Here is a 21,682-nt window from a genome sequence, read left to right as displayed (position 1 = left end):
TGCGTCAGAGCGTCTGGATTCCCGCCGGCGCGGGAATGACGCGGCGGTGCCTATAGCGCCGCCTCGGCGCTCATCAGCTTGGGGAAGAATCCTTCGTGTGCGGCGCGCAGCGCGTCGAGCGGCACGCAGAAGTCGCCGCCCGCCAGCTCGAAGATGATCCGCGTCCCGATCGTGCGGCCGAGCGGTTCGGCCTCGACGCCGGCGTCGAGCGCCGCTTGCAGGAAGTCGAGCAGCGCATGATCGTGGACGGTCACGACGTACACGCCCTGATCCTCGGCGAACAGCGAGGCGGCGGTGTCATAGGGCAATGCGCGGTCGATCATCGCGCCGATCCCGCCGGCCAGCGCCATTTCGGCAATCGTCACCGCGATCCCGCCGTCCGACACGTCATGGACCGCGCCGAGGTGCCCGGCGGCGATCTGCGCGCGGACGAAGTCGCCGGTGCGGCGCTCCAGATCGAGGTCGACGCGCGGCGGCGGGCCTTCCTCGCGGCCGTGCAGTTCGCGCAGCCACAACGACTGGCCGAGATGCCCCGCGCGCGTGCCGACCACGACGATGATATCGCCGGTCTGCTTGAACGCGATCGTCGCGTTCTTCTGCCAGTCCTTGAGCAGCCCGACACCGCCGATCGCCGGGGTCGGCAGGATCGCCGAGCCGCCGCCGGTCGCCTTGGATTCGTTGTAGAGGCTGACGTTGCCCGACACGATCGGGAAGTCGAGCGCGCGGCACGCCTGCGCCATGCCGTCGAGACAGCCGACGATCTGGCCCATGATCTCCGGGCGCTGCGGATTGGCGAAATTGAGGCAATTGGTGATCGCCAGCGGGGTCGCGCCGACCGCGGTCAGGTTGCGCCACGCCTCGGCGACCGCCTGCTTGCCGCCCTCGACCGGGTCGGCGAAGCAATAACGCGGGGTGCAGTCGGTGGTCATCGCCAGCGCCTTGTCGGTCCCGTGGACGCGCACCACCGCGCTGTCGCCGCCGGGGCGCTGGACGGTGTCGGCGCCGACCATGTGGTCGTATTGCTCCCAGATCCAGCGGCGGCTGGCGATGTCGGGCGACGCCATCAGCGCGAGCAGGTCGGCGGCGGGGTCCTTGCTCTCCGGCACGTCGACCAGCGCCTTCGGCGCCGGGGTGGGGACGTGCGGGCGATCGTAGAGCGGGGCGTCGTCGGCGAGCGGGCCGAGCGGGATGTCGCAGACGGTCTCGCCCTTGAACTTCAGGACCATGCGCCCGGTGTCGGTGACATGCCCGATCACCGCGAAGTCCAGCTCCCACTTCTCGAAGATCGCGCGCGCGAAATCCTCGCGGCCCGGCTTCAGGACCATGAGCATCCGCTCCTGCGACTCGCTCAGCATCATCTCATAGGGGGTCATGCCCGCCTCGCGCTGCGGCACGTCGTCCATGACCAGCTCGATCCCGACGCCGCCCTTCGACGCCATCTCGACCGACGAGGAGGTGAGCCCGGCCGCGCCCATGTCCTGGATCGCGACGATCGCGTCGGAGGCCATCAGTTCGAGGCACGCCTCGATCAACAGCTTCTCGGTGAACGGATCGCCGACCTGCACGGTCGGGCGTTTGGCATCGGCATCCTCGCCGAAGTCCGCCGAAGCCATGGTCGCGCCGTGGATGCCGTCGCGCCCGGTCTTCGAGCCCACATAGACGATCGGGTTGCCGATGCCGGAAGCTGCCGAATAGAAGATCTTGTCGGTCTCGGCGACACCGACCGTCATCGCGTTGACGAGGATGTTGCCGTCATACGCCGGATGGAAATTGACCTCGCCACCGACCGTCGGCACGCCGACGCAATTGCCGTAGCCGCCGATGCCGTGGACGACACCCGAGATCAGGTGGCGCATCTTCGGATGATCGGGGCGGCCGAAGCGCAAGGCGTTGAGATTCGCGACCGGGCGCGCGCCCATCGTGAACACGTCGCGCAGGATCCCGCCGACCCCGGTCGCCGCGCCCTGATAGGGTTCGATGTACGAGGGGTGGTTGTGGCTCTCCATCTTGAAGATCGCCGCCTGCCCGTCGCCGATATCGACCACACCGGCATTCTCGCCCGGACCGCAGATGACCTGCGGGCCTTCGGTCGGGAGCTTCTTCAGGTGGATGCGGCTCGACTTGTAGCTGCAATGCTCGGACCACATCACCGAGAAGATGCCGAGTTCGACCAGATTGGGCTCGCGACCGAGCGCGCCGAGCACGCGGTCATATTCCTCGGGGGACAGGCCGTGGTCGGCGACGATCTGGGGCGTGATGACGGTCATGCTCGCGCGCATAGCGGGACGGGGGCGAGGATGCCAGATGCGGCGTAGCCGCCGGTGGATGTTGGCGATGTTTGCGCCAAACGGGGTGCGAGCGCGGTTGGTTCGCACGGGGTGGGGTGCCGGCGCGGCTTGAGGGTAGCAGATGTTGGAGGGTGTAGGACAGCCGGTCTACGCCGTCGCCCCTGCGCAGGCAGGGGCCTATGGCTGTGTCGTGGTGGTGGACGGGCTGACACGTTCGCGTCGGGCATGTGTCAGGCCGATCCGATGGACGAGACAGACATGGGCCCCTGCCTGCGCAGGGGCGACGGTGGAGAGTGGAGGGCGTCGTCCCCTTCGTCATCCCCGCGCAGGCGGGGATCCAGACGCGCAGAGTTTCGCGAGAGCCGCGAGGTCAGAGGTTCTGGACTCCCGCCTCCGCGGGAATGACGGGGTCGGGCTTACCTGCGCCGCCGCCGCAAGCGCCGCAGCAGGCCACGCTTCTCGAAGCTCTCGAACATCTCTCCCGGCCCCTCGGGATCGAGCACCTCGTTGTCCGCCAGCCATTTCTCGACGCCGTTCAGGTCGTCGATCTCATAGGGCACCAGCGTCCGTCCGCTTCCGCGCAACGCCTCGATTGTCGCGATCAGCCCGTCGCGCTCAATCCTTGCGGAAACCTCTTCGATGTTGGCGCCGAGATGCTCGGCGAGCAGGTCGGCGCGGATCGTGGCGATCGTCTCCGGTTCCTCGGTGATCGTCACGTCGCATTCGGTGTCGAGCCGCAGCGAGCGGTTGTTGAAGTTCGACGAGCCGATGCGGATCGCCACCTCGTCGATCACCGTCACCTTGGCATGGCAATAGATCGCCTCGCCCCCCGCGGTGACCGGATGATAGATGCGGAAGCGCCCGTGGCGGTCGCGCTTGCGCAGCTCGGCGACCAGCCGCGCGCGCGCGGTGTCCATCGCGATCGGCTCCAGCCAGCCTTGCGCGGTGACGGGATTGATGATGACGATCTCGGGCGGATCGTCCTCGACCAGCCGCTTCGCGATCGCCTCGGCGATGCGGCGCGAGGCGAAATACTGGCTCTCGGCATAGATGCGCTTCTTCGCCCCTGCGATCAGCGCGAGATAGAGGCGCTCGATCTCGAGCACTTTCTCCTGCCCCTGATGCTCGGGCTGGCTGCGCGAGATTGCGACCTCGACATCGGTGAATTGCGCCGGCAGGCTTTCGGGCCAGCAATCGCTGCCGGGCGCGGGCGAGGGTGGGGTAATCGGCGCGCCGCCGGCGATTTCCCAGCGGGTCCGGCACAACTCGCCGAGCGCCTTTGCGACCGGCCCCTGCAACGCGGTGGTGACGTCGTGCCACGGCTTGTAGCGGAAGCCGTTGGGCGAGCGGCGGTGGGGATTGTCGTCCTGATGCGCACGCGTGTCCCAGCGCTCGTCGGTCATGTCGATCCCGCCGCAAAAGGCGAGGCAATCGTCGATGACGACGATCTTCTGGTGCTGCGACGCCGCCATCGGGTGGTGGCCGTCGAGCTTGAGGTGGATGCGCGGCTGCCGCCACCGCCAGTTGAGCAAGGTCCACAGCGTCTTGCCGCGGCCGAGCGTCTTCATCGCGCCCGTGTCCCAGCGCAGGATATGGACCTGCAAGCCGGGGGTGCGCTTCACCAGCCAGGTGATGAACGCGCCGACGTCGGCGGGGGCCTCGGGATGGTCGTCGTCCCACGCCAGTCGGATGCGCGCGTCGAAGTCCCAGCCGACCAGCAGGATCTGGTGCTTGGCCTTGAGCATCGCCTGGCGCGCGGCGCGGAAGTAATTGTCGGCATCGACGACGGCGGCGGCGCGGGTCGCGCGCGCGACGCGCCAGCGGGTATCGGCGGGCAGCTTCACAGCAGGTCGCGCACGCGCTCGGGCGGACGGGCGATCAGCGCGCCCCGCTCGGTCTCCACGAACGGCCGTTCGATGGTGGCGGGATCGCGCGCCATCAGGTCGAGCGCGGCCGCATCGTCGGCGACCGCGGGGGCATCGGCGCGCAGCGCGGCGCGCGGCGCGATCCCGGCACGCGCGCAGAGCCGGGCGAGTTCGTCGCGCGGCGGCGGGGTTTTCAAATACTCGACGACCGTCACCTCGGCCCCGGCCTCGGTCAGGAGTGCCAGCGCCGCGCGCGATTTCGAGCAGCGCGGATTGTGGAAGATCGTCGCGTTCATCAGCCCCCGTGTGGCAGGGTGCGGCGCTGCGGTCCAGCGATCAGCACGCCACGGAACGGCCGGTCGCTGCCGTCGAGCCCCTGACCGGCGGGCAGCCCGAGCAGATCGCGCAGCAAGGGCGCGACATCGACATTGTCGAAGGTCGGCAGCCGCTTGCCGGCGCGGAACGCCGGGCCGTTGGCGATGAACAGCGCGCGCATGTCGGGCGCGTCATTGTCGAAGCCATGCGCGCCGTCCGACGCCTGCTTCGTCGGCTTGGTCTTGGCGATCGTCCAGGCGCCGCCGGGGCCGTCCTCGGCGAGGCACAGGAACGCCGGGATGCGCGGGTTGCGACCGTAGCGGAAGCGCGCTGGAAGTTGCCCCTTGCGCCAGCATTGCATGTGCGGATGCGGGCGCAACAGTGCGGCGGCAACCGCGGCGTCGCGCCCCGGCAGCGGCTCGAGCGTGGCATAGGGGCCCGCCTCGACGACGCGCGCGTCGGTCCCGGATACGATCGTGTCGAGCGCGATCGTCCGCCGCGAGTCGGTCGGGGCCATGCCGTGATCGGAGACGATGACCAGATTGGCGGGCTGTCCGAGCCCGGCCAGTTCGGAGACCAGCCGCCCGATCGCGGCGTCCGCCTTCGCCACCGCCGCCAGCGTGCGCGAATCCGCCGGGCCGAAACGATGGCCGGCGGTGTCGACCTCATCGAAATAGAGCGTGAGAAAGCCCGGCCGCGTCGCGGCGGGACGACGCAGCCAGTCGATGACGCTGTCGACGCGCTGGCGGTCGTCGATCGCCTCGCCATATTGCTGCCAGTCGTGCGGGCGCGTGCCGCCGGTCGTCTCGTGCGGCCAGTCCTTCGCCATCGTCGCGCCCCACGCGACGCTGGCGCCCGGCCAGAACATCGTGCCGCTGCGGATGCCGGCGCGCTCGGCGGTGACCCAGATCGGCTCGGCGGTGTTCCACCAGAAGGGATCGTCGGTGGCCATGGTGAACTTCTCACCGGGCTGCGTGGCATCCTCCATGCTGTTGGCGGTGATGCCGTGGCGATCGGGTACCACGCCGGTGACGAGCGTCCAGTGATTGGGGAAGGTCTTGGACGGGAAGGACGGGCGCATCGCCGCGCTGACCCCGGTGGCGGCGAGCTGCGACAAGTGCGGCGTGACGCCGCGTGTCAGGTAATCGGGGCGGAAGCCGTCGATCGAGACGAGGATCGTCACCGGCGCGCGCTGTTCACCAGTAGTGCGGCCGACCGGTGTGGTGACGGCGGCAGTGCCTGTCGGCGGGGCGGGGCGGGTGACCGGCGGAAGCGCGGGCGGATCGTAGCGGTAGGCGCAGGCGGACACGGCGGCCAGCGCGGCGAGCAGGGGAACGCGGGACAACATTACCAGTCCCTTACGCTGGCGATCTTGCAGAACAAAGACCTGCCGCGGCTGCCGCGGAACGCCGGTGCGGGTTCGCGCTTTCTGATCGCATGATCCGCGTGCTGCTGCTGCCCCTGTTGTGCCTCCCGGTCGCGGCCTGCGGCAAAAGCGACGACGCGAAGGCGCCGCCGCCCGCGCCGGTCCCGACCGCCACCGCGCCGGCGCCGCGCACCCCGGTAATGCAGATCACCCCGGCGCCGGGCGCGACCCCGGCGTGGCTGAAGCCGCGGCCGCACGAAGGTGCGGCGGTGCGCGCGCCCTATGGCGGCTCGCTCGACCGGCCGGTGGTCGAGGGTGCGGCGCAACGTTAGGTTGGCATTACCTCCGCCCGGTCCGGCATGGCGAGCGTAGCGAAGCGATCCAGTGCCGGATCAGGACACCCTGGATTGCTTCGCTACGCTCGCAAGGACGAAACACCTGCCGCGTCCGGTCGGACGAATCAGACGTTGAAGCGGAACAGCAGCACGTCGCCGTCGTGGACGACATATTCCTTGCCTTCCTGCCGCAGCTTGCCCGCCTCGCGCGCGCCGGCCTCGCCGTTGAACGCGACATAATCGTCGAACGCGATCGTCTCGGCGCGGATGAAGCCGCGCTCAAAGTCGGAGTGGATCGCGCCCGCCGCCTGCGGGGCCTTCGACCCGGCCTCGACCGTCCAGGCGCGCGCTTCCTTGGGGCCGACCGTGAAGAAGGTCAGCAGGTGGAGCAATTCGTAGCCGGCGCGGATCACGCGCGCGAGCCCGGTCTCCTCCAGCCCCAGCTCGGACAGGAACTCGCCGCGATCCTCGTGCGGCATGGTCGCGATCTCGGCCTCGATCGCGGCGGAGACGACGACGGCCTGCGCGCCCTCGGCGGCGGCCTTGTCGAACACCTTCTGCGACAGCGCGTTGCCGTTCGCGGCATCCTCCTCGTTGACGTTGCAGACGTAGAGGACCGGCTTGGCGGTGAGCAACTGCGCCTGATCGAGCACGCGCTTTTCGTCGGCATCGTTGGTTTCGGTCAGCCGCGCGGGCTTGCCGTCGCGCAGCAGGTCGAGCGCGCGGCCCAGCACCAATGCGCCGAGCTTGGCTTCCTTGTCGCCCTGCTGGCCCTTCTTGGCGAGATTGGGGACGCGCTTTTCGAGGCTTTCGAGGTCGGAGAGCATCAGCTCGGTCTCGACCGTCTCGGCATCCGCGATCGGGTCGACGCGATTGTCGACGTGCTGGATGTCGTCATTTTCGAAGCAGCGCAGCACGTGGACGATCGCATCCACCTCGCGGATATTGCCGAGGAACTGGTTGCCGAGCCCTTCGCCCTTGCTCGCGCCGCGCACGAGGCCCGCGATGTCGACGAAGCCGAGCTGCGTCTCGATGATCTTCGCCGAGCCGGCGATCGCGGCCAGCTTCGACAGGCGGGGGTCGGGGACGCCGACGTTGCCGACGTTCGGCTCGATCGTGCAGAACGGATAGTTCGCCGCCTGCGCCGCGGCCGTCTCGGTCAGCGCGTTGAAGAGGGTGGACTTGCCGACGTTGGGCAGGCCCACGATGCCGCAGCGGAAACCCATGGGGAAAACCTGTGTGATGAGGAAAGCGCGCCAGATAGGCCAGCGCGCGCGCCGTGGCTAGGGGGCGTTCAGCCCGCCGCCATCCCCCATAGCAGATAGCCGTTGAGCACCACGATCACCGCCGCGATCACCCACGCCAGCGCCGCCAGCCAGCGTGGCGCCGCGAACGCACCCATCAGCCGCCGGTTGGAGGTGTAGAGCACCAGCGGGATCACCGCGAACGGCAGCTGCAGGCTGAGCACCACCTGGCTGAGCACCAGCAGGTCGGTCGCGCCGCGGTCGCCCGCCGAGGCGACCACCACCACCGCCGGCACGATCGCGATCGCGCGGGTGATCAGCCGCCGCAGCCATGGCGCGAGCCGGATGTCGAGAAACCCCTCCATCACGATCTGGCCGGCGAGCGTGCCGGTGACCGTCGAATTCTGCCCGCTGGCGAGCAGCGCGACCGCGAACAGCACGCTCGCCGCGCCGACCCCGAGCATCGGCGCGAGCAGCCGGTGCGCATCCTCGATCTCGGCGACCTCGAACTGTCCGGCGCTGTGGAACGCCGCCGCCGCGAGCATCAGGATCGCGGCGTTGATGAAGAAGGCGAGCCCCAGCGCGACGGTCGAATCGATCGTCGCCAGCTTCAGCGCCTCGTGCCGGTCGCGCTCGTCGCTGCCATAGGCGCGGGTCTGGACGATCGACGAGTGCAGATAGAGATTGTGCGGCATCACGGTCGCGCCGAGGATGCCGATCGCGATATAGAGCATCGCCGGGTTGCGGACGATCTCGGGCGAGGGGACCAGCCCCGCCGCCGCCGCGCTCCAGTCCGGGCGTGCCCAGAACAGCTCGAACGCGAAGCAGCCGGCGATGACGATCAGCAGCGCGGCGATGAACGCCTCCAGCCGCCGGAAGCCGTAACGCTGGAGCGCGAGGATCAGGAACACGTCGAGCGCGGTGACCAGCACGCCGTAGATCAGCGGCATCCCGAACAGCAATTTGAGCGCGATCGCGGTGCCGAGCACCTCGGCCAGATCGCAGGCGACGATCGCGATCTCGGCGAGCGCCCAGAGCAGCCACGCCACCGGGCGCGACGAATGCTGCCGGCACGCCTGCGCCAGATCGAGCCCCGCGCCGACCCCGAGCCGCGCCGACAAGGATTGCAGCACGATCGCCATCAGGTTCGACAGCAGCACGACGCTGAGCAGCGTATAGCCGAATGCCGAGCCGCCGGCGATGTCGGTCGCCCAGTTGCCGGGGTCCATATAGCCGACCGCGACCAGCCAGCCGGGGCCGACGAACGCCAGCAGCTTGCGCCAGAAGCCCGCGCCCTTGGGGACGGGCACGGAGGCGAAGCTGTCGCCGAGCGAGCGGGTGGTGAGCGTCATGCGCGGGGAGGAATGCGGGAGAAGCGCGAGGGTTTCAACTCAAGACCGGTCGACATTCGTCAACCCGCCCCTCTCGTCCCCCGGACTTGATCCGGGGCCTCGCTTCTTGCCGACGATCGCGGGAGAAGAAGCGGGATCCCGGATCAAGTCCGGGATGACGGGATGGGGGAGGCGGATGGTTCGATCGCTGCGATCACCTTACCCAGGTTCGTCATTGCGAGCGTAGCGAAGCAATCCAGGGCGTCCTGGTCCGGCTCTGGATTGCTTCGCTGCGCTCGCAATGACGATCGGCATGCATCATCCGTTTGCATCCGAAGCCAGACCCAGCACGCGCGCCACGATCGCTTCATTCCGCGCGACCAACGCCGCATCGCGCGCACCCGGCGCGGTCATGATCGCGCCGTCCAGCGCGGTGTCGATCGGCGAGGGCGTGCGCTCCGCCGGCAAATGCCGCAGCAGATGCGCCACCGCGGCGCGCGCGATCCGGCCGTTGGCGGCCATTTGCGCGACGATCGCGGCGACGTCGACCGCAGCGTGATCGTCACGCCACGCGTCATAATCGGTGACCATCCCGACCAGCGCATAAGGCAGCTCCGCCTCGCGCGCGAGGCGCGCCTCGGGCATCGCGGTCATGCCAATTACGTCGCAGCCCCAGTCGCGGTAGAGGCGGCTTTCAGCGCGGGTCGAGAATTGCGGGCCTTCCATCGCCAGATAGGTCGCGCCCTCGGCGACCCGTCCGCCCGCCGCGGTGATCGCCGCCGCCGCGAACGCGCCGAGCCGCTCGCAGGTCGGATCGGCGAGTGAGACATGCGCCACCAGCCCGCTGCCGAAGAACGACGCCGCGCGCCCGACGGTGCGGTCGACGAACTGGTCGACGAGCGCGAACGTGCCCGGCGGCAGCTCCTCGCGCAGCGACCCGACCGAGGAGATCGCGAGCAGGTCGGTGCAGCCCGCGCGCTTGAGCGCGTCGATATTGGCGCGCACCGGGATGTCGCCGGGCAGGTGGACGTGCCCGCGGCCGTGGCGCGGCAGGAAGCGGATCGCGACATCGCCGACCCTGCCGAACAGGATCTCGTCGCTGGGAACGCCCCATGGCGTGTCGACGCTGCGCCATTCGGCATCCTCCAGCCCGTCGATCGCATACAGGCCCGAGCCGCCGATGATCCCGATGGTCCATTGCGTGTTCATCACTGATCTCCGATAGTTCCCGCCATGCGTACCATGCTCCCCGCCGCGCTCGCGCTGCTCGCCGCCGCCGTCCCCGCGACCGCCTTCGCCGCCACCCCGATCGCCGGACGCTACGTCACCGAGGACGGTGCCGGCGTCATCACGGTCGGCCCGTGCGGCAGCCTGACCTGCGGCAAGCTGACGACGATCCTCAAGAAGCGCCCCGGCGCCCCCGACACCGACGTCAACAACAGCGACGCGAGCCTGCGCACCCGCAGCGTTCTGGGGATGCCGATCCTGTCGGAGTTCCAGGACGCGGGCAAGGACTGGCGCGGCAAGATCTACGATCCGCGCAACGGCAAGACCTACAAGTCGATCGTCGCGAAGAACGCCGACGGCACGCTGGCGGTGAAGGGTTGCATCGCCTTCTTCTGCAAATCGCAGACGTGGCGGCCGGCGAAGTAGGCAACGTCACCCCTCCCCTTGAGGGGAGGAGCCGGGGGTGGGGCAGTGCCGCGAATGCCGTGCCCGTGGTCAGGCCCCACCCGAACCCTTCCCCTGAAGGGGAGGGGCTTGCGTCGCTTCACCCCTCGATCTGGTTTCCGCCGTGGCTGGCCGCCAGCGCGGCGTTGGCGCGGGCGGCGATCAGCGAGCTTTCCTGCCCGCCCGCCGCGCCAGCCGCGAGCCCGGCGGAGGCGGTGACGGTGCCGATCGGCTCGCCCGAGCCGCGCAGCCGCAGCCGCCGCGCCGCAAACGACGCCAATGCCTGATCGGTCAGCACCCGCGCGGTCGCGACCGGCATCCCGCGGGTGATGAAGACGAATTCGTTGCCGCTCCAGCGGATCAGCTCTTCCTCGGCGAAGGTCTGTTGCAGCGTCGCGGCGAAGGCGTTGAGGACGTTGTCGCCGACCGCGCGGCCATAGCGATCGTTGATTGCCTCCAGCGCGTCGACGCTGAACGCCAGCACCACATGCGCCTCGCCGCCGGCATCCGCGCGCGCCATCACGTCGCGCGCGCCGCTGCGGTTGAGCGCCTGCGTCAGATCGTCGCGGCCGCTGTCCGCGGGCGGCGGCGCGGGGACGATATTGTCGCGCAGCTGGATCACCTCGCTGCGCAGCGCGGCCAATTCACGCTCGGCGTCGGACAGGCGATCGACGAACGCGGCGGCCGACGGCGCCTCGCCCGCCGCCGCGACGAACGCATCCATGTCGCGACCGAGCGCCTCGGTCAGGTCGTGCGCGTCGCTGGTGAGCGTGCCGAGTTCCTGCGCCTGCCGCATCACGGTGCGCTCGCGGCGGTCGAGCGTCTGCTCGCGCGGCGGGGAGAGATAGGCGTCGACGAGCGACTGGACGGTGGCAGTGGTGAGCCGCAGCCCGCCGTCGGTCTGCGCGGCGACCGCCTCCGACAGGTGCGAGCCCGGCGCGCCGATCACCGCCAACGCGAATTCGTAATGCGACGGCGAGGGGTCGAGCTGATGCAGTTCGAGGAAGTTGAGCGCGCGGCGCGCGCGATCGAACGCTGTCCTCATCGCCCCTTCTTCCGCTGCTCCGTCCGGTCCCTCTATTCGGCAGCATTGTTAAAGTGGCGTAAATGCCGGAAATTCAGACCGGCGCGGCATCCGCCCCGGCGCCATAATGATGCCAGGTGAAGATCGCCGCCGCGCCGCGATACGGCCGCCACGGCTCCGCCAGTTCGCGGGTCAGCTTTTCGCTCGGGCGTTCGGGGTGGCCGAGGATCCGCCCGGTCTCGATCTGCACCGCCAGGTCGCCGGCCGGCCAGATGTCGGGACGGCCCTCGGCGAACAGCAGATAGACCTCCGCCGACCAGCGCCCGATCCCCTTCACGCGCACCAGTTGCGCGATCGCCGCCTCGTCGTCGGCGGGCAGGTCGTCGAGGTCGAGCCGGCCGCTGGTCACTTCCTCGGCAAGGCTGCGCGCATAGCCGGTCTTCTGGCGCGAGAAGCCGCACGCGCGCAGCATGTCGTCGTCGAGCGCCGCGACCACCGCCGGGTCGGTCGGGTCGCCGAGCGCCTCCAGCTTGCGCCACACCGCATCGGCCGCCTTCACGCTCACCTGTTGCCCGACGATCGTGCGCAGCAAGGTCGCATAGCCACGCGCGCGGATGCGCGGTGCCGGGTAGCCGACCCGCGCCAGCGCGGCGTTGAAGGCGGGTTCGCGCGCGGCGAGCGCATCGAGCCCGGCGTTGAGGTCCGCGGCGCTCAGCCCCATTGCGCGGGCTCGGGCTTGCCGCCATGGGCGGGGCGATTATCGGTGGAGTTCATATGGCCAAGCTTATCGTCGAGACCCGCAACGGGGAAGAACGCGAACTCGAGGGGCAGGCGGGTTTCTCGGTCATGGAAGTGATCCGCGACGGCGGCGTCGACGAGGTGCTGGCGCTGTGCGGCGGCTGCTGCAGCTGCGCGACGTGCCACGTCCATGTCGACCCCGCCTTCGCCGACAAGCTGCCGCCGATGAGCGAGGACGAGAACGACCTGCTCGACGCGGCGGCGGATCGTGACGCGACCTCGCGGCTGTCGTGCCAGATCGAGTTCGGCCCGGCGCTGGACGGCCTGCGCGTGCGGATCGCCGCGGAGGATTGATCGCACCACCGTCATCCCCGCCTGCGCGGGGATGACGGAGAACGTCACCGCACCGTCACCGCATAGAGCGCGATCGCGGCGGCGTTCGAGACGTTGAGGCTCTCGACCTTGCCCGAGATCGGCAGCTTCGCCAGTTCGTCGCAATGCGTCTCGGTGTTCTGGCGCATCCCTTCGCCCTCCGCGCCGAGCACGATCGCGATCCGGCGGCTCGGGCCGATGTCGGCGAGCGATTGCGGCAGGGTCTGCGGCGCATGGCCGGTGAGCCCGATCCGCCAGCTGCCCGCCTCGGCCATTTCCTCCAGCGCGCGCGCCAGATTGACGACGCGTACCCATGGCACCGTCTCCAGCGCGCCGCTCGCCGCGCGCGCCAGCGCGCCCGATTCGGGCGGTGCGTGCCGGTCCTGCGTGACGATGCCGAGCGCGTCGAACGCGGCCGCCGAGCGCAGGATCGCGCCGACATTATGCGGGTCGGTGACCTGATCGAGCACCACCAGCGGACGCGGGCGCTCGGGATCGTCGGTCGCGCCCTGCTCGAGCAGATCGCCGAGCCACACGTCCTCCAGCGGATCGACCTCCGCCACCAGCCCCTGGTGCGGCGCGTCGGACGGCACCAGCCGGCCGAGATCGGCGGCATCGGCATAGACCACCGGCAACACCGGCGGCAGGCTGAGCGACGACAATGCCTCGCGCGTGCCCCAGATCTTGCGCACCGTCCGCTCGGGGTTGGCGAGCGCGGCGGTGACCGCGTGACGGCCCCACAGCCGGGGACGGTTGCCCTGCGTCTGGCTCGGGCGGTGGCCGCGGCGCGCCATCAGCGAAGACCCCGGAGCGGCGTGGCGGTGGCGGTCGGGAAAGGGCGCATGACGGGTCGGGTCCGTGATTGTCGTGAAGGAAGAAGCGGTGGCGGACGCTATGCGCCACGCGCCACCGGCACGCAAATTGTTGCGGCATCGCGACACAGGCGTTGACAGGCCGGCGATGCGCGGGCATTGGGCGCCCTCGCTTTGACAGCGCCGCTCGTGGAAGGGTGGCCGAGTGGTTAAAGGCAGCAGACTGTAAATCTGCCCACGCAAGTGTACACTGGTTCGAATCCAGTCCCTTCCACCAACCCTTCGATCCGAACGGTTCCCCAACACTCCTCCGGTGCCCGCATTCCCCTCGTGGAAGGGCTTGTCCGTTGTCCCTCATGGTTCCAGATGGAACCCGTTGAGCGGGTCGATTCTGGGGGCACTTTGGGGGCACGATCTAGCAGACGTGGGGGCACCGGGTGCTGACCGACATCGCCTGTCGGAAAGCGCCGACGAAGGACAAGCCGTACAAGCTCGGCGATGCCCACGGCCTCTACCTTTACGTCCTGCCCAGCGGGTTCAAGTCGTGGCGGTGGAAGTACCGGTTCGGCGGCAAGGAGAAGCGGCTGGTCTTCGGCGGCTACCCGGAGATCACGCTCGCAAAGGCGCGTCAGCTCCGCGAGGAGGCGGCGCGGGTGCTTCGCGATGGCGGCGATCCGGCGGTCAGCAAGCGCCAGCGTGCAGCCGAGCAGACGGCGATGGCGGGCAGCACCTTCGAGAAGGTGGCTCGTGGGTGGCATGCCAGCCAGGAGGCGGGCTGGTCGGCGCGCTATGCGGCGATCGTGCTCAACAGCTTTGTCAACGACGTCTTCCCGAAGATCGGCAAGCTCCCGATCACCGCCGTGACGACGCCGCTGGTGCTGGAGGTACTGAAACCGATCGAGGCGCGCGGGGCCGTCGAGACGGCGCACCGGGTGCGTCAGCGGATCTCGGAGGTGTTCGCCACCGCGATCGGTGCTGGGATCGCCTCGTCCGACCCGGCCGCCGTCACCAAACGCGCGCTCGGCCGCAAGCCAAAGGGGAAGTTTCCGGCGGCGCGAACGATCAAGCAGGCGCGGGCGGTGCTGACCGAGTCGGAGCGCCAGCCGGGGCATCCGCTCACCAAGCTCGCCTCCCGGCTGCTGGCGCTGACGGCGGTCCGCTCGGCGACCCTGCGGCATGCCGAGGTGCACGAATTCGAGGACCTGGACGGGGACGCACCGATCTGGCGCATTCCGGCGCGGAAGATGAAGCTGGGGGTCGAACGCAAGCAGGACGACGCCTTCGAATTCATCGTCCCGCTGTCACGTCAGGCGGTCGAGACCGTCAACGTGGCGATCGCCTTCTCGGGGCGGAACGCGACGGGGCTGATTTTCCGCAGCGTCCGCAATGCCCGCAAGCCGATCAGCGACAGCACGCTGAGCAAGGCGTATCGCGAGGCGGGGTTCTCGGGCGTGCATGTGCCGCATGGCTGGCGCGCCTCGTTCTCGACGATCATGAACGAGCGGGTGAAGGAGGAGGGCAGGGACGGCGACCGCGCTGTCATCGACCTCATGCTCGCCCACGTCCCGTCCGGGGTGGAGGCCGACTACAACCGCGCCGCATACATGCCGCGCCGCCGCGAGATCGCGCAGCAATGGGCGGACATGCTGACCGACGGCCTCGCGCCGCCGGCGGCGCTGCTCGAGGGAAAGCGACAGCACGGCTGAGCGCCGGGGGGCGCGCGTGACGGCGGCCTCGATGGGGCGTCAGGCACGCCAGCTCACCAAGGGCTTCACCGCTCGCCTCACAGGCAGGCATGAGCGCGGCGCCGATCGGAAGGTCCGGCGTCACAGCATCGATGTCGAGGATCGCCGCGCCCGCGTGTCGCGGCCGATCGGCGACGGCACGACCGCCGGTGCGTTGAGCTGGATCGATTGTCTGTTGAAGGCTGTCTCGGAATGGGACGATGAGGAACGGGCGAAAGGCGGGGCTCGTCCCTTGGGTCTGCACGGCCTTCGTGTGCTCGAGGCGATCCTCGGCCGGCGCGGCAAAGTTGCGGTCGATTTCAGGACCGGCCGGCTCGACCCCGAGCTGGCGACGATCGCGCGCGCGGCCAGAGTGACGAAGACCACGGTCGTCCGGGCGCTCGCCCGGCTGAAGGCGATGAAGATCCTCGACTGGATCCGCCGCACCGAGCGGACGGGCAACGACGGGGTGTTCGGCCCGCAGCGCCGTCAGGTGTCGAATTCCTACTTCTTCACCCCGGAAGCCCTTCCGTCGCGTGTGGCGCAGCGCCTGCGCGACCTGCTCGCCCGCCGCCGGCTGCGACGATCAGGCACGATGCCGCCGGACAGTCCGAAAGCGTCCGCGCGACCGTCGACCCCCGAGCTGCGCGACCTCCTCGACCGGATGGAGGCCGGGATCGCGCGCACGTCCGAAGGGCTGAACGCGAGTCCACCATACGGTCAGTATCCCCTCTCAGGGGCTGAAGGATAAGGAATGGGATCGCTGAGGCGATCCCATGCATCGAATTTGCCGATCCCCCCGCGCCGAAAGGCTCCACCCCATCGACCCGATCGCCAAGGCCCGGCGGTCGAGCGTGGCGGCTTGCGCCGCCCCGGGGCTGCCTGGGGGGGATGGAGCACGAAGCGCGCCACGCTCCCGCCGCCGTCCCGCACGCGGCGCGGTCAGCCGGTCAGGACCGCGGCCCATTCCTCAAACACGCGACGGCGCGGCGCGAGGTGCTGCGCGCGGTTGTACGCGCCCTCGACCTTCGCGATCGTCCCGTCGTCGTGCTTCAGCACATGGCCGAGCGCCCGGTCGATCACCGCGCGGTCCGCTGGCCGCCGCTCGTTCATCACCGTCGAGAAGGTCGCGCGCCAGCCGTGGACGACGTGGCGGCCGGCGAACGGCGTGCGCGCGTAGAGTGCGTTGATCGTGCCCTCGCCGATCGGCGTGCGTCCGTTGCGGCCCGGGAAGATCAGCCCGCTGGCCGCGCCTATGGGATCGAGCGCGCGCGCGGCGCGCAGCACCGCCGCCGCCGCCGGCGCGAGCGGGACCAGGTGGTCGTTAGCCGCGTCGCGCTTCTTCGCCGCGGCCAGCTTCATCCGCGCCGCCGGCACGCGCCACACCGGTGCGCCGTCCAGCTCCTCGATCTCGTCCCAGCGCGCGCCGCGCACCGCCGCGAGCCGTACCGCGGTCAGCGCGATGAACCGCGAGGCGAGCTTCACCGCCGGTCGCGCGTCGACCAGCTCGGCCGCGGCGAGCAGCGCGCGCGCTTCCTCGATCGTCGTCAGCGCCGGGTGGTGGCGCGCCGCCGGCGCGCGGGTCAGCGCGCGGCCGACGATCGCCGCCGGGTCGCTGCTCGCCCAGCCTTCGCTGACCGCGAGCGCGAAGACGTCGGAGATCCGCTGGCGGACGCGCCGCGCGGTCTGGACCGCACCGCGCTGCTCGATCGCGCGCACGACCCGCAGCACCGCCGGCGCGTCGATTGCGTCCAGCGCGTCGGTACCGATCGCGGGGAAGACGTCGGCCTCAAGGCTGGCGAGGACGTCGGCCGCGTGGACCGTGGTCCAGCCGGGCTGCTGTCGTTCGTGCCATTGGCGGGCGGCGCGCTCGAAGGTCATGACATGCGGCGCGTTGCGAGGATCGATACCGCGGGCGAGCTGCGCGCGCGCCGCCTCGGCGCGGGCGCGTGCGGCATCGAGCGAGACCTCCGGCCACTGGCCGATCGTCAGCAGCTGTTCGCGGCCTTCCCACGCAAAGCGAAGCCGGAACGTCTTTCGCTGGGTCGGAGTGACGTACAGGTGCAGGCCGCGCTCGTCGGTCAGCTTGTACGCGGACGCGCGAAAGCGCGCCGCCTTGACGGCCGCGTTGGTGAGCATCAAAACCTCGATCATGATCTGCGAGGGAAAAAATAGGAGCAGGATCTGGTCCACTCGCGCAGCCCTAGGCTTGCGCGTGATCATCACGCTTACCTGCTGTTGTTCGTGCTTTCAGGCGGAAAACACACCAACAGCCGAGGGGTAAGATGCCACCGATTGAGCGGGCGGCGCGGGCGATATGTCGCTTGGCCGGACATTCCGAGAATATCCGGTTTGAAGGTCGGCCGATGTGGGAAAGCTATGTTGACGAGGCGGCCGCCGCTCTGTCGGCCGTTTGTCACGACAGCTTCATAGCGCTGGCAAAGCGACTTCTCACACTGCCTGGGAACATAGAGCCTCATACCGATGCGCTGGAACTTTCAGCGATGAAAGAAGAGGCCCGCAAGCTGCTGCTGCGAATGCAGCCGTCGCCACACGATCAATCACGCGACTAGAACGGAGGTATCCTCGGCCTTGATGGCGCAGAAGAGATAACGGTGTCACCTTCAACATTGACCGGGGACAATGCGAGAGAAGCCAAGCAGGCGCATTATCCGGTGATGCCAGCGTATCGAATCACAATCAGCGATAAGGAGAGTGTTTCGGAGGCGATGGAGCATCACGCATCTCTCGAACACGCCCAGCAATCCGCGGCTCGAACAGCGATGGCCTTCCTGAGCGAGGAGGGCCACCCAAATTACCGACACGTTGCGGAATGCGAGATTTCCGAGGTAGGCGGGGCAGAGCAATCGCACTTCTTCGTTGCCATCGAATTGATGTCGGTCCCGCGGTGATCGCGGCGGAAATATCCTGCGCCTCGTTCCCGTTGAGGTGCGTACCAAGGAAATGTCGAGAGGTGAGCTGGATTTGTCGTTTGAGGCGAATGCGACATCACCCAACGACATAGCCGGCTTCGACATTGCCGTGAGAAAGCTGATGTGGTAAACGCCCTTATCGTTGGCGATCGGCTCGTCTGACGCTGGAGGCCGAGCAAAGGCTCCGCCCGGCCGATTAGGCGTTCCCTTGAACAATTCGGTTCTAGTCCTCCTGGTAGAGGACCAAGCGCTCATTCTAGATATTCTAGAAGAGGCACTTAAAGACGCGAAATTCGACGTCCTAACAGCCGATAGTGGCGCAGCGGCGCTCGCTATCTTGGACAGGCAGCACTCAGATCTCGCGGTGTTGGTCAGTGATATTCGTCTTGGCGGTGGTCCGAATGGCTGGGAAGTGGCGCGGCGTGCTCGCGAGCTACGTCCATCCCTGCCGGTAATCTATATGACCGGCGATAGCGCTAGCGACTGGGCTGCGCAGGGTGTCCCGAAGAGTGTTCTTCTTCAGAAGCCCTTTGCGCCAGTGCAAGTCGTTACTGCGGTCGCCATGCTTCTCAACGAGGCATCGTTGCGAACCGACTGATCAGCCTCCTAACAAAAGGCTAGGCTCTCAACCAGGCACACATTTGATCAGCCATTGTACCCGTCCGCTAGCACCAGATCGGGAATATTGGATGTCAAATTATCCGCTACGTCACCGACGAGTAGGTTCAAAGGTCGCCTATGCCGATATTTTCAGTCATTATTGTGAACGGAAACATCTTCAAAGCCACCGAGGAGTTTTCCTCTATGATCGTGGCGCGAAATGCGGTGATGCGCTCTGCCTTGCAGATGCTTTTGGCAGAGGAGACGTCAGAGAGCCGGCGCGTCGCGGATTGTCGCATCGTAGAAGTCGGAAGTCGGCGTGAAGCCTCGTTCAAAATCAGTCTCGACATCACTGATTAGATGTACTGAGTGTGGCGGAGGCTTCCTCCGCCTCTGTCAGCCGCAACGCCGCGCCACGACGTCATTTCTCGTCTCTTGCGCGAAGGTCGATACCCGTAGCGATACCCCGCACTTTGTCGTCGATAGTCAGCCGCGCAGCTTGCGCCGCAGCTCGTTCCAGCCGCGCTCGTCGGCGGGCCCGAAGGTGCTGGTCGGCGCCTCTCCGGTCAGCCGTATACGCGGTTGGCGCTCACCACACCGCGAGCAGCGCAGATGATCGCCAACCATGTGCAGTCGGCCATTCCATTGATGAACGAAGAAGTATTTGCTCAGCTGAGGCCCGTTGAGGACGCCGCGATGCCCGCAGCGGCACTTCAGCGCCACGTTGCCGCGGCGCGTCAGCTCCATCAGCGTCTCGGGCCGAAAGTTGGCGCTCATGCGGGCGAATCGATCAACATGCCGGGATCGTGGAAAATGTTGGATTGATCGGGCAATAAGCGCCTGAGCGATTTCAGCCGCGTATGATCGTCGCCGTCGCAGCTGCCTCGACGGTTACCAGCGGCGAGATGTTGCGCATGGTGAGGCGGGCCTGCCCCTCCAGCTTGATGTTCGGCGTGCCGGGTGCAGCCGGCGCAAACTGCGCACCATCGATCAGGGACTCGGCCTGATCGGCCATCCCGAAGTTGCAGAGCGAGGCACCACCCGTGTCGACCGGCGCGCCGATGTAGCCGCCGTACCAGGCGCGGCGTGCCTTGTTGATGTCGGCAACCGGCCGATCGCTGCTTTCGATCGCCACGCAATTATAGCTCTCGGTGTCGCATGAGACGTGACTGGTGAAGACGTTGTCGGACGGGCCGGTCGAGCCGTTCATGCCCGACCCGCTTCCCACGCACTCGATCTCGAGCACCGCCGGCGAGGGATCGTCGATCGACGCGCCAGTCGAGAGACCCGCCATCGACGTGTAGCTGAACAGATCACCCCAGCTGTTCCAGCCCGCGACGCGATAGGCGATGACCCGCAGCGGACCATTGATGGCGAGCCCGGAGGTGCTGCCTCCGAAGCTGGCGGATCCCTGAATGCCGATGTTTTCGAGGATCAGCAGGCTGTTGATGTTCGTGTCGACCGACGGGTTGCCGTAGATCGGCGGCGAACCGCCAAGCACGTCGAACCCCGCGAGATGGGTCACTTTCCCGATCCCGTTGGCGGCGCGGACATAGACGCCGGACGAGAGCGGCTGGAGCTTCTGATCACCGATCAGGTTCCGGCTATCGAGCGCCTGCGCGTAGAGCAGCTGCGCGCCCGCGTCATAGAACCAGGTGCCGGGCGTCGCGGCGACGGCCGCGATTGACGCCACCTTGGTCGGCACGAAATAGCAGGGTGACAGTTGCCGCACGAGCGAGCGCCAGCGTTCCTGATCGGCGGTGGTCCCGCCGACCGGCACCTTGATCTTGGCGGCCTGATCGATGCGGATCGCGGTGTCGATCAGGTTGGCGGCATCGTTCACGGTCGCGATCGGGGTCGAGTAGACGCCGGGCTGCCCGTTGACCGCCGACCAGGTCGGCGCATTCGGCGAGCCGGTCTTGGCGAACAGGATGCGGCCCGGCCCCTCGTTGACGATCGAATAGGAGAAAGCCGGCGTCGCCCAGGCCGCGGTCTCCCGGTAAATGGTGTCGACCTGCGGCCCGTTGATGACGATCTGAACGCCGTCACTGATGATCTTGCTGCGTGCGGCGCCCGGCGTCAGCAGCGGCGCTGCTTTCGTCAGACCGCTGTTGCTGTCCGAGGCGTTGCCGGTCCGGTTGAACGGGTCGAGATAGATCCTCGTGACCGTCGCGGGGCGAAGCGCCTCCTGTGGCAGCTCCGCCAGCACGTAGAGGCCCTGTACCTTCCGCTTGGCCAGCGTGGCTGCCCGTCGGCGCAGGTTGGTCGGCTGGTCGATGACGACTCCACGCGTGCCGTAGGCCTCGTCCTCAGAAATGATCTTCGTGGTTCCGCCGCGGATGACGCGCAGACCGTCTGTCATGACTATTCTCCAATGTAAGACGTTGGGGTTGGCCGGTCCGGTCCCCGAGACAGCTGTCGCTCAGCGCGGCCAAGCATCGGCCAGCAGCCGACGGCGCGCCTCGCATTGCGCAAGCGCCACGTCGCCCTCCCGCATCACGCGCAGCATGTCGGCCGAGGTCATCGAACCATCGGGTTGAGTGAGCAGCTTACCTGGCCGGCACGGGGTCTGCGCGGCTGGCGGCGGCTCGGGGATCGTCAAAGAGGGCGGCGCGATCTTCGGCGAAGCGGCGCACGCCGTCAGCGTCAAGGCAGCCAGCCCGACCAGCATCTGTCTGTGCATATTCCCTCACGGTGTTGGTGGAGCGGACGATGATCGGCTCGCGCGCGGCGAGCTGCGTCGCGAACGTCGACGTCGAGCGCGCCTGACGCTCGGCGAAGCCGCGCTCCTGCTCGGCGCGCCGGTGATCGGCGCGGTCGTGGTCGGACTTGCGCTCCGCCTGCTCGATTGCGAGCGCCTGACGCGCGGCGTCGCGCTCGGCGCGCGTGACGAGCAACAGCCCGGCGAAAAAGGCCGCGGACAGCGTGGCAATCGCAAGCGGCCAGTGCCGGCGCGCCACCGCGAGCAGCGTCGCCCAGCTCATGCGGCCACCTCGCCGTAGGTCAGCGCCTTCAGCGCGGCATAATCCTCGCGGTAGAGCGCCGCCTCGGCCGCGCGCCGGCG

The 21,682-nt window shown here is 68.4% G+C and carries 22 protein-coding genes and 1 tRNA gene; 9 read left to right on the top strand and 14 right to left on the bottom strand.

Translation table 11 applies throughout. From position 1 onward, the window contains the following. Positions 1-50: 50 nt before the first annotated feature. The 4 genes from purL to FHS97_RS13115 all read right to left on the bottom strand — a co-directional run bounded on the left by purL (position 51) and on the right by FHS97_RS13115 (position 5,816). Positions 51-2,267 (bottom strand): phosphoribosylformylglycinamidine synthase subunit PurL, encoded by a 2,217-nt coding sequence (purL, locus tag FHS97_RS13130; protein ID WP_184038620.1) that lies wholly within the window; start codon positions 2,265-2,267, stop codon positions 51-53. Positions 2,268-2,704: 437 nt separating this feature from the next. Beyond that, the gene (locus FHS97_RS13125; protein ID WP_343053453.1) at positions 2,705-4,132 is read right to left on the bottom strand and encodes a phospholipase D-like domain-containing protein; all 1,428 of its coding nucleotides are present in this window, start codon (positions 4,130-4,132) and stop codon (positions 2,705-2,707) included. Then, positions 4,129-4,449 (bottom strand): ArsC/Spx/MgsR family protein, encoded by a 321-nt coding sequence (locus FHS97_RS13120; RefSeq protein ID WP_184038615.1) that lies wholly within the window; start codon positions 4,447-4,449, stop codon positions 4,129-4,131. The genes FHS97_RS13125 and FHS97_RS13120 overlap by 4 nt, the downstream gene beginning before the upstream one ends. Next, positions 4,449-5,816: an alkaline phosphatase family protein gene (locus FHS97_RS13115; protein ID WP_184038611.1), complete on the bottom strand. Its 1,368-nt coding sequence runs from the start codon at positions 5,814-5,816 to the stop codon at positions 4,449-4,451. Before FHS97_RS13115 ends, FHS97_RS13120 begins: the two co-directional genes overlap by 1 nt. Positions 5,817-5,914: 98 nt before the next feature. Between FHS97_RS13115 and FHS97_RS13110 the strand changes: the two genes are divergently transcribed. Further along, positions 5,915-6,166: a hypothetical protein gene (locus FHS97_RS13110; RefSeq protein ID WP_184038609.1), complete on the top strand. Its 252-nt coding sequence runs from the start codon at positions 5,915-5,917 to the stop codon at positions 6,164-6,166. A 128-nt stretch (positions 6,167-6,294) separates the two neighbouring features. On the opposite strand, the gene ychF is transcribed toward FHS97_RS13110, so the two are convergent. From ychF to FHS97_RS13095, 3 genes are all read right to left on the bottom strand, one after another. Then, positions 6,295-7,395, bottom strand: a complete 1,101-nt coding sequence (ychF, locus tag FHS97_RS13105) for a redox-regulated ATPase YchF (RefSeq protein ID WP_184038607.1) — start codon at positions 7,393-7,395, stop codon at positions 6,295-6,297. 68 nt (positions 7,396-7,463) lie between these two features. Continuing rightward, positions 7,464-8,765 (bottom strand): Nramp family divalent metal transporter, encoded by a 1,302-nt coding sequence (locus FHS97_RS13100; RefSeq protein WP_184038605.1) that lies wholly within the window; start codon positions 8,763-8,765, stop codon positions 7,464-7,466. Between the two features lie 297 nt (positions 8,766-9,062). Beyond that, a complete protein-coding gene (locus FHS97_RS13095) occupies positions 9,063-9,953 on the bottom strand; it encodes a phosphorylase family protein (protein WP_184038602.1) in 891 nt (296 codons plus the stop codon). Positions 9,954-9,977: 24 nt separating this feature from the next. On the opposite strand from FHS97_RS13095, the gene FHS97_RS13090 reads away from it, so the two are divergent. Next, positions 9,978-10,397 (top strand): DUF2147 domain-containing protein, encoded by a 420-nt coding sequence (locus FHS97_RS13090; RefSeq protein WP_184038600.1) that lies wholly within the window; start codon positions 9,978-9,980, stop codon positions 10,395-10,397. Between the two features lie 118 nt (positions 10,398-10,515). Here FHS97_RS13090 and FHS97_RS13085 read toward each other — a convergent pair whose 3' ends face one another. Together FHS97_RS13085 and FHS97_RS13080 are read right to left on the bottom strand one after the other, a co-directional pair. Beyond that, positions 10,516-11,460 (bottom strand): GGDEF domain-containing protein, encoded by a 945-nt coding sequence (locus tag FHS97_RS13085; RefSeq protein ID WP_184038590.1) that lies wholly within the window; start codon positions 11,458-11,460, stop codon positions 10,516-10,518. A 73-nt stretch (positions 11,461-11,533) separates the two neighbouring features. Then, positions 11,534-12,160, bottom strand: coding sequence for a DNA-3-methyladenine glycosylase family protein (locus FHS97_RS13080; RefSeq protein ID WP_184038576.1), 627 nt, complete (start codon positions 12,158-12,160; stop codon positions 11,534-11,536). Between the two features lie 53 nt (positions 12,161-12,213). Between FHS97_RS13080 and FHS97_RS13075 the strand changes: the two genes are divergently transcribed. Then, complete coding sequence (locus FHS97_RS13075; RefSeq protein WP_184038572.1) at positions 12,214-12,531, top strand: 2Fe-2S iron-sulfur cluster-binding protein; 318 nt, start codon at positions 12,214-12,216, stop codon at positions 12,529-12,531. A gap of 44 nt (positions 12,532-12,575) precedes the next feature. On the opposite strand, the gene rlmB is transcribed toward FHS97_RS13075, so the two are convergent. Beyond that, entirely contained in the window at positions 12,576-13,343 is a 768-nt protein-coding gene (gene rlmB / locus FHS97_RS13070) for a 23S rRNA (guanosine(2251)-2'-O)-methyltransferase RlmB (protein ID WP_184038569.1), read from the bottom strand. Positions 13,344-13,552: 209 nt separating this feature from the next. On the opposite strand from rlmB, the gene FHS97_RS13065 reads away from it, so the two are divergent. The 3 genes from FHS97_RS13065 (at position 13,553) to FHS97_RS13055 (ending at position 15,836) form a co-directional block, all read left to right on the top strand. Then, positions 13,553-13,638: transfer RNA gene (locus tag FHS97_RS13065), tRNA-Tyr, on the top strand. Between the two features lie 160 nt (positions 13,639-13,798). Then, positions 13,799-15,067 carry a phage integrase central domain-containing protein gene (locus FHS97_RS13060; RefSeq protein WP_184038566.1) on the top strand — a complete coding sequence of 423 codons (1,269 nt, stop codon included), beginning with the start codon at positions 13,799-13,801 and terminating at the stop codon, positions 15,065-15,067. Positions 15,068-15,083: 16 nt separating this feature from the next. Next, entirely contained in the window at positions 15,084-15,836 is a 753-nt protein-coding gene (locus FHS97_RS13055; RefSeq protein WP_184038563.1) for a hypothetical protein, read from the top strand. A gap of 191 nt (positions 15,837-16,027) precedes the next feature. On the opposite strand, the gene FHS97_RS13050 is transcribed toward FHS97_RS13055, so the two are convergent. Then, positions 16,028-17,224 (bottom strand): tyrosine-type recombinase/integrase, encoded by a 1,197-nt coding sequence (locus FHS97_RS13050; RefSeq protein ID WP_184038560.1) that lies wholly within the window; start codon positions 17,222-17,224, stop codon positions 16,028-16,030. Positions 17,225-17,409: 185 nt separating this feature from the next. Between FHS97_RS13050 and FHS97_RS13045 the strand changes: the two genes are divergently transcribed. The 3 genes from FHS97_RS13045 (at position 17,410) to FHS97_RS13035 (ending at position 18,978) form a co-directional block, all read left to right on the top strand. Continuing rightward, on the top strand, positions 17,410-17,658 hold the full coding sequence (locus tag FHS97_RS13045; RefSeq protein ID WP_184038557.1) for a hypothetical protein: 249 nt from the start codon (positions 17,410-17,412) through the stop codon (positions 17,656-17,658). 568 nt (positions 17,659-18,226) lie between these two features. Continuing rightward, positions 18,227-18,616, top strand: a complete 390-nt coding sequence (locus tag FHS97_RS13040) for a response regulator (protein WP_184038554.1) — start codon at positions 18,227-18,229, stop codon at positions 18,614-18,616. A gap of 140 nt (positions 18,617-18,756) precedes the next feature. Then, positions 18,757-18,978, top strand: a complete 222-nt coding sequence (locus tag FHS97_RS13035; RefSeq protein ID WP_184038551.1) for a hypothetical protein — start codon at positions 18,757-18,759, stop codon at positions 18,976-18,978. A gap of 126 nt (positions 18,979-19,104) precedes the next feature. Here FHS97_RS13035 and FHS97_RS13030 read toward each other — a convergent pair whose 3' ends face one another. The 3 genes from FHS97_RS13030 to FHS97_RS13020 form a co-directional block, all read right to left on the bottom strand. Next, positions 19,105-19,395, bottom strand: a complete 291-nt coding sequence (locus tag FHS97_RS13030) for a hypothetical protein (RefSeq protein WP_184038548.1) — start codon at positions 19,393-19,395, stop codon at positions 19,105-19,107. A gap of 73 nt (positions 19,396-19,468) precedes the next feature. Further along, complete coding sequence (locus FHS97_RS13025; RefSeq protein WP_184038545.1) at positions 19,469-20,980, bottom strand: hypothetical protein; 1,512 nt, start codon at positions 20,978-20,980, stop codon at positions 19,469-19,471. Positions 20,981-21,167: 187 nt separating this feature from the next. Further along, complete coding sequence (locus FHS97_RS13020) at positions 21,168-21,602, bottom strand: hypothetical protein (protein WP_184038542.1); 435 nt, start codon at positions 21,600-21,602, stop codon at positions 21,168-21,170. Between the last annotated feature and the right edge of the window lie 80 nt (positions 21,603-21,682).

Source organism: Sphingomonas endophytica (assembly GCF_014199415.1).
GTDB lineage: Bacteria > Pseudomonadota > Alphaproteobacteria > Sphingomonadales > Sphingomonadaceae > Sphingomonas > Sphingomonas endophytica.
Note: the sequence above shows the minus strand (reverse complement) of the source record. Positions and strands in the feature narration are given on the sequence as shown.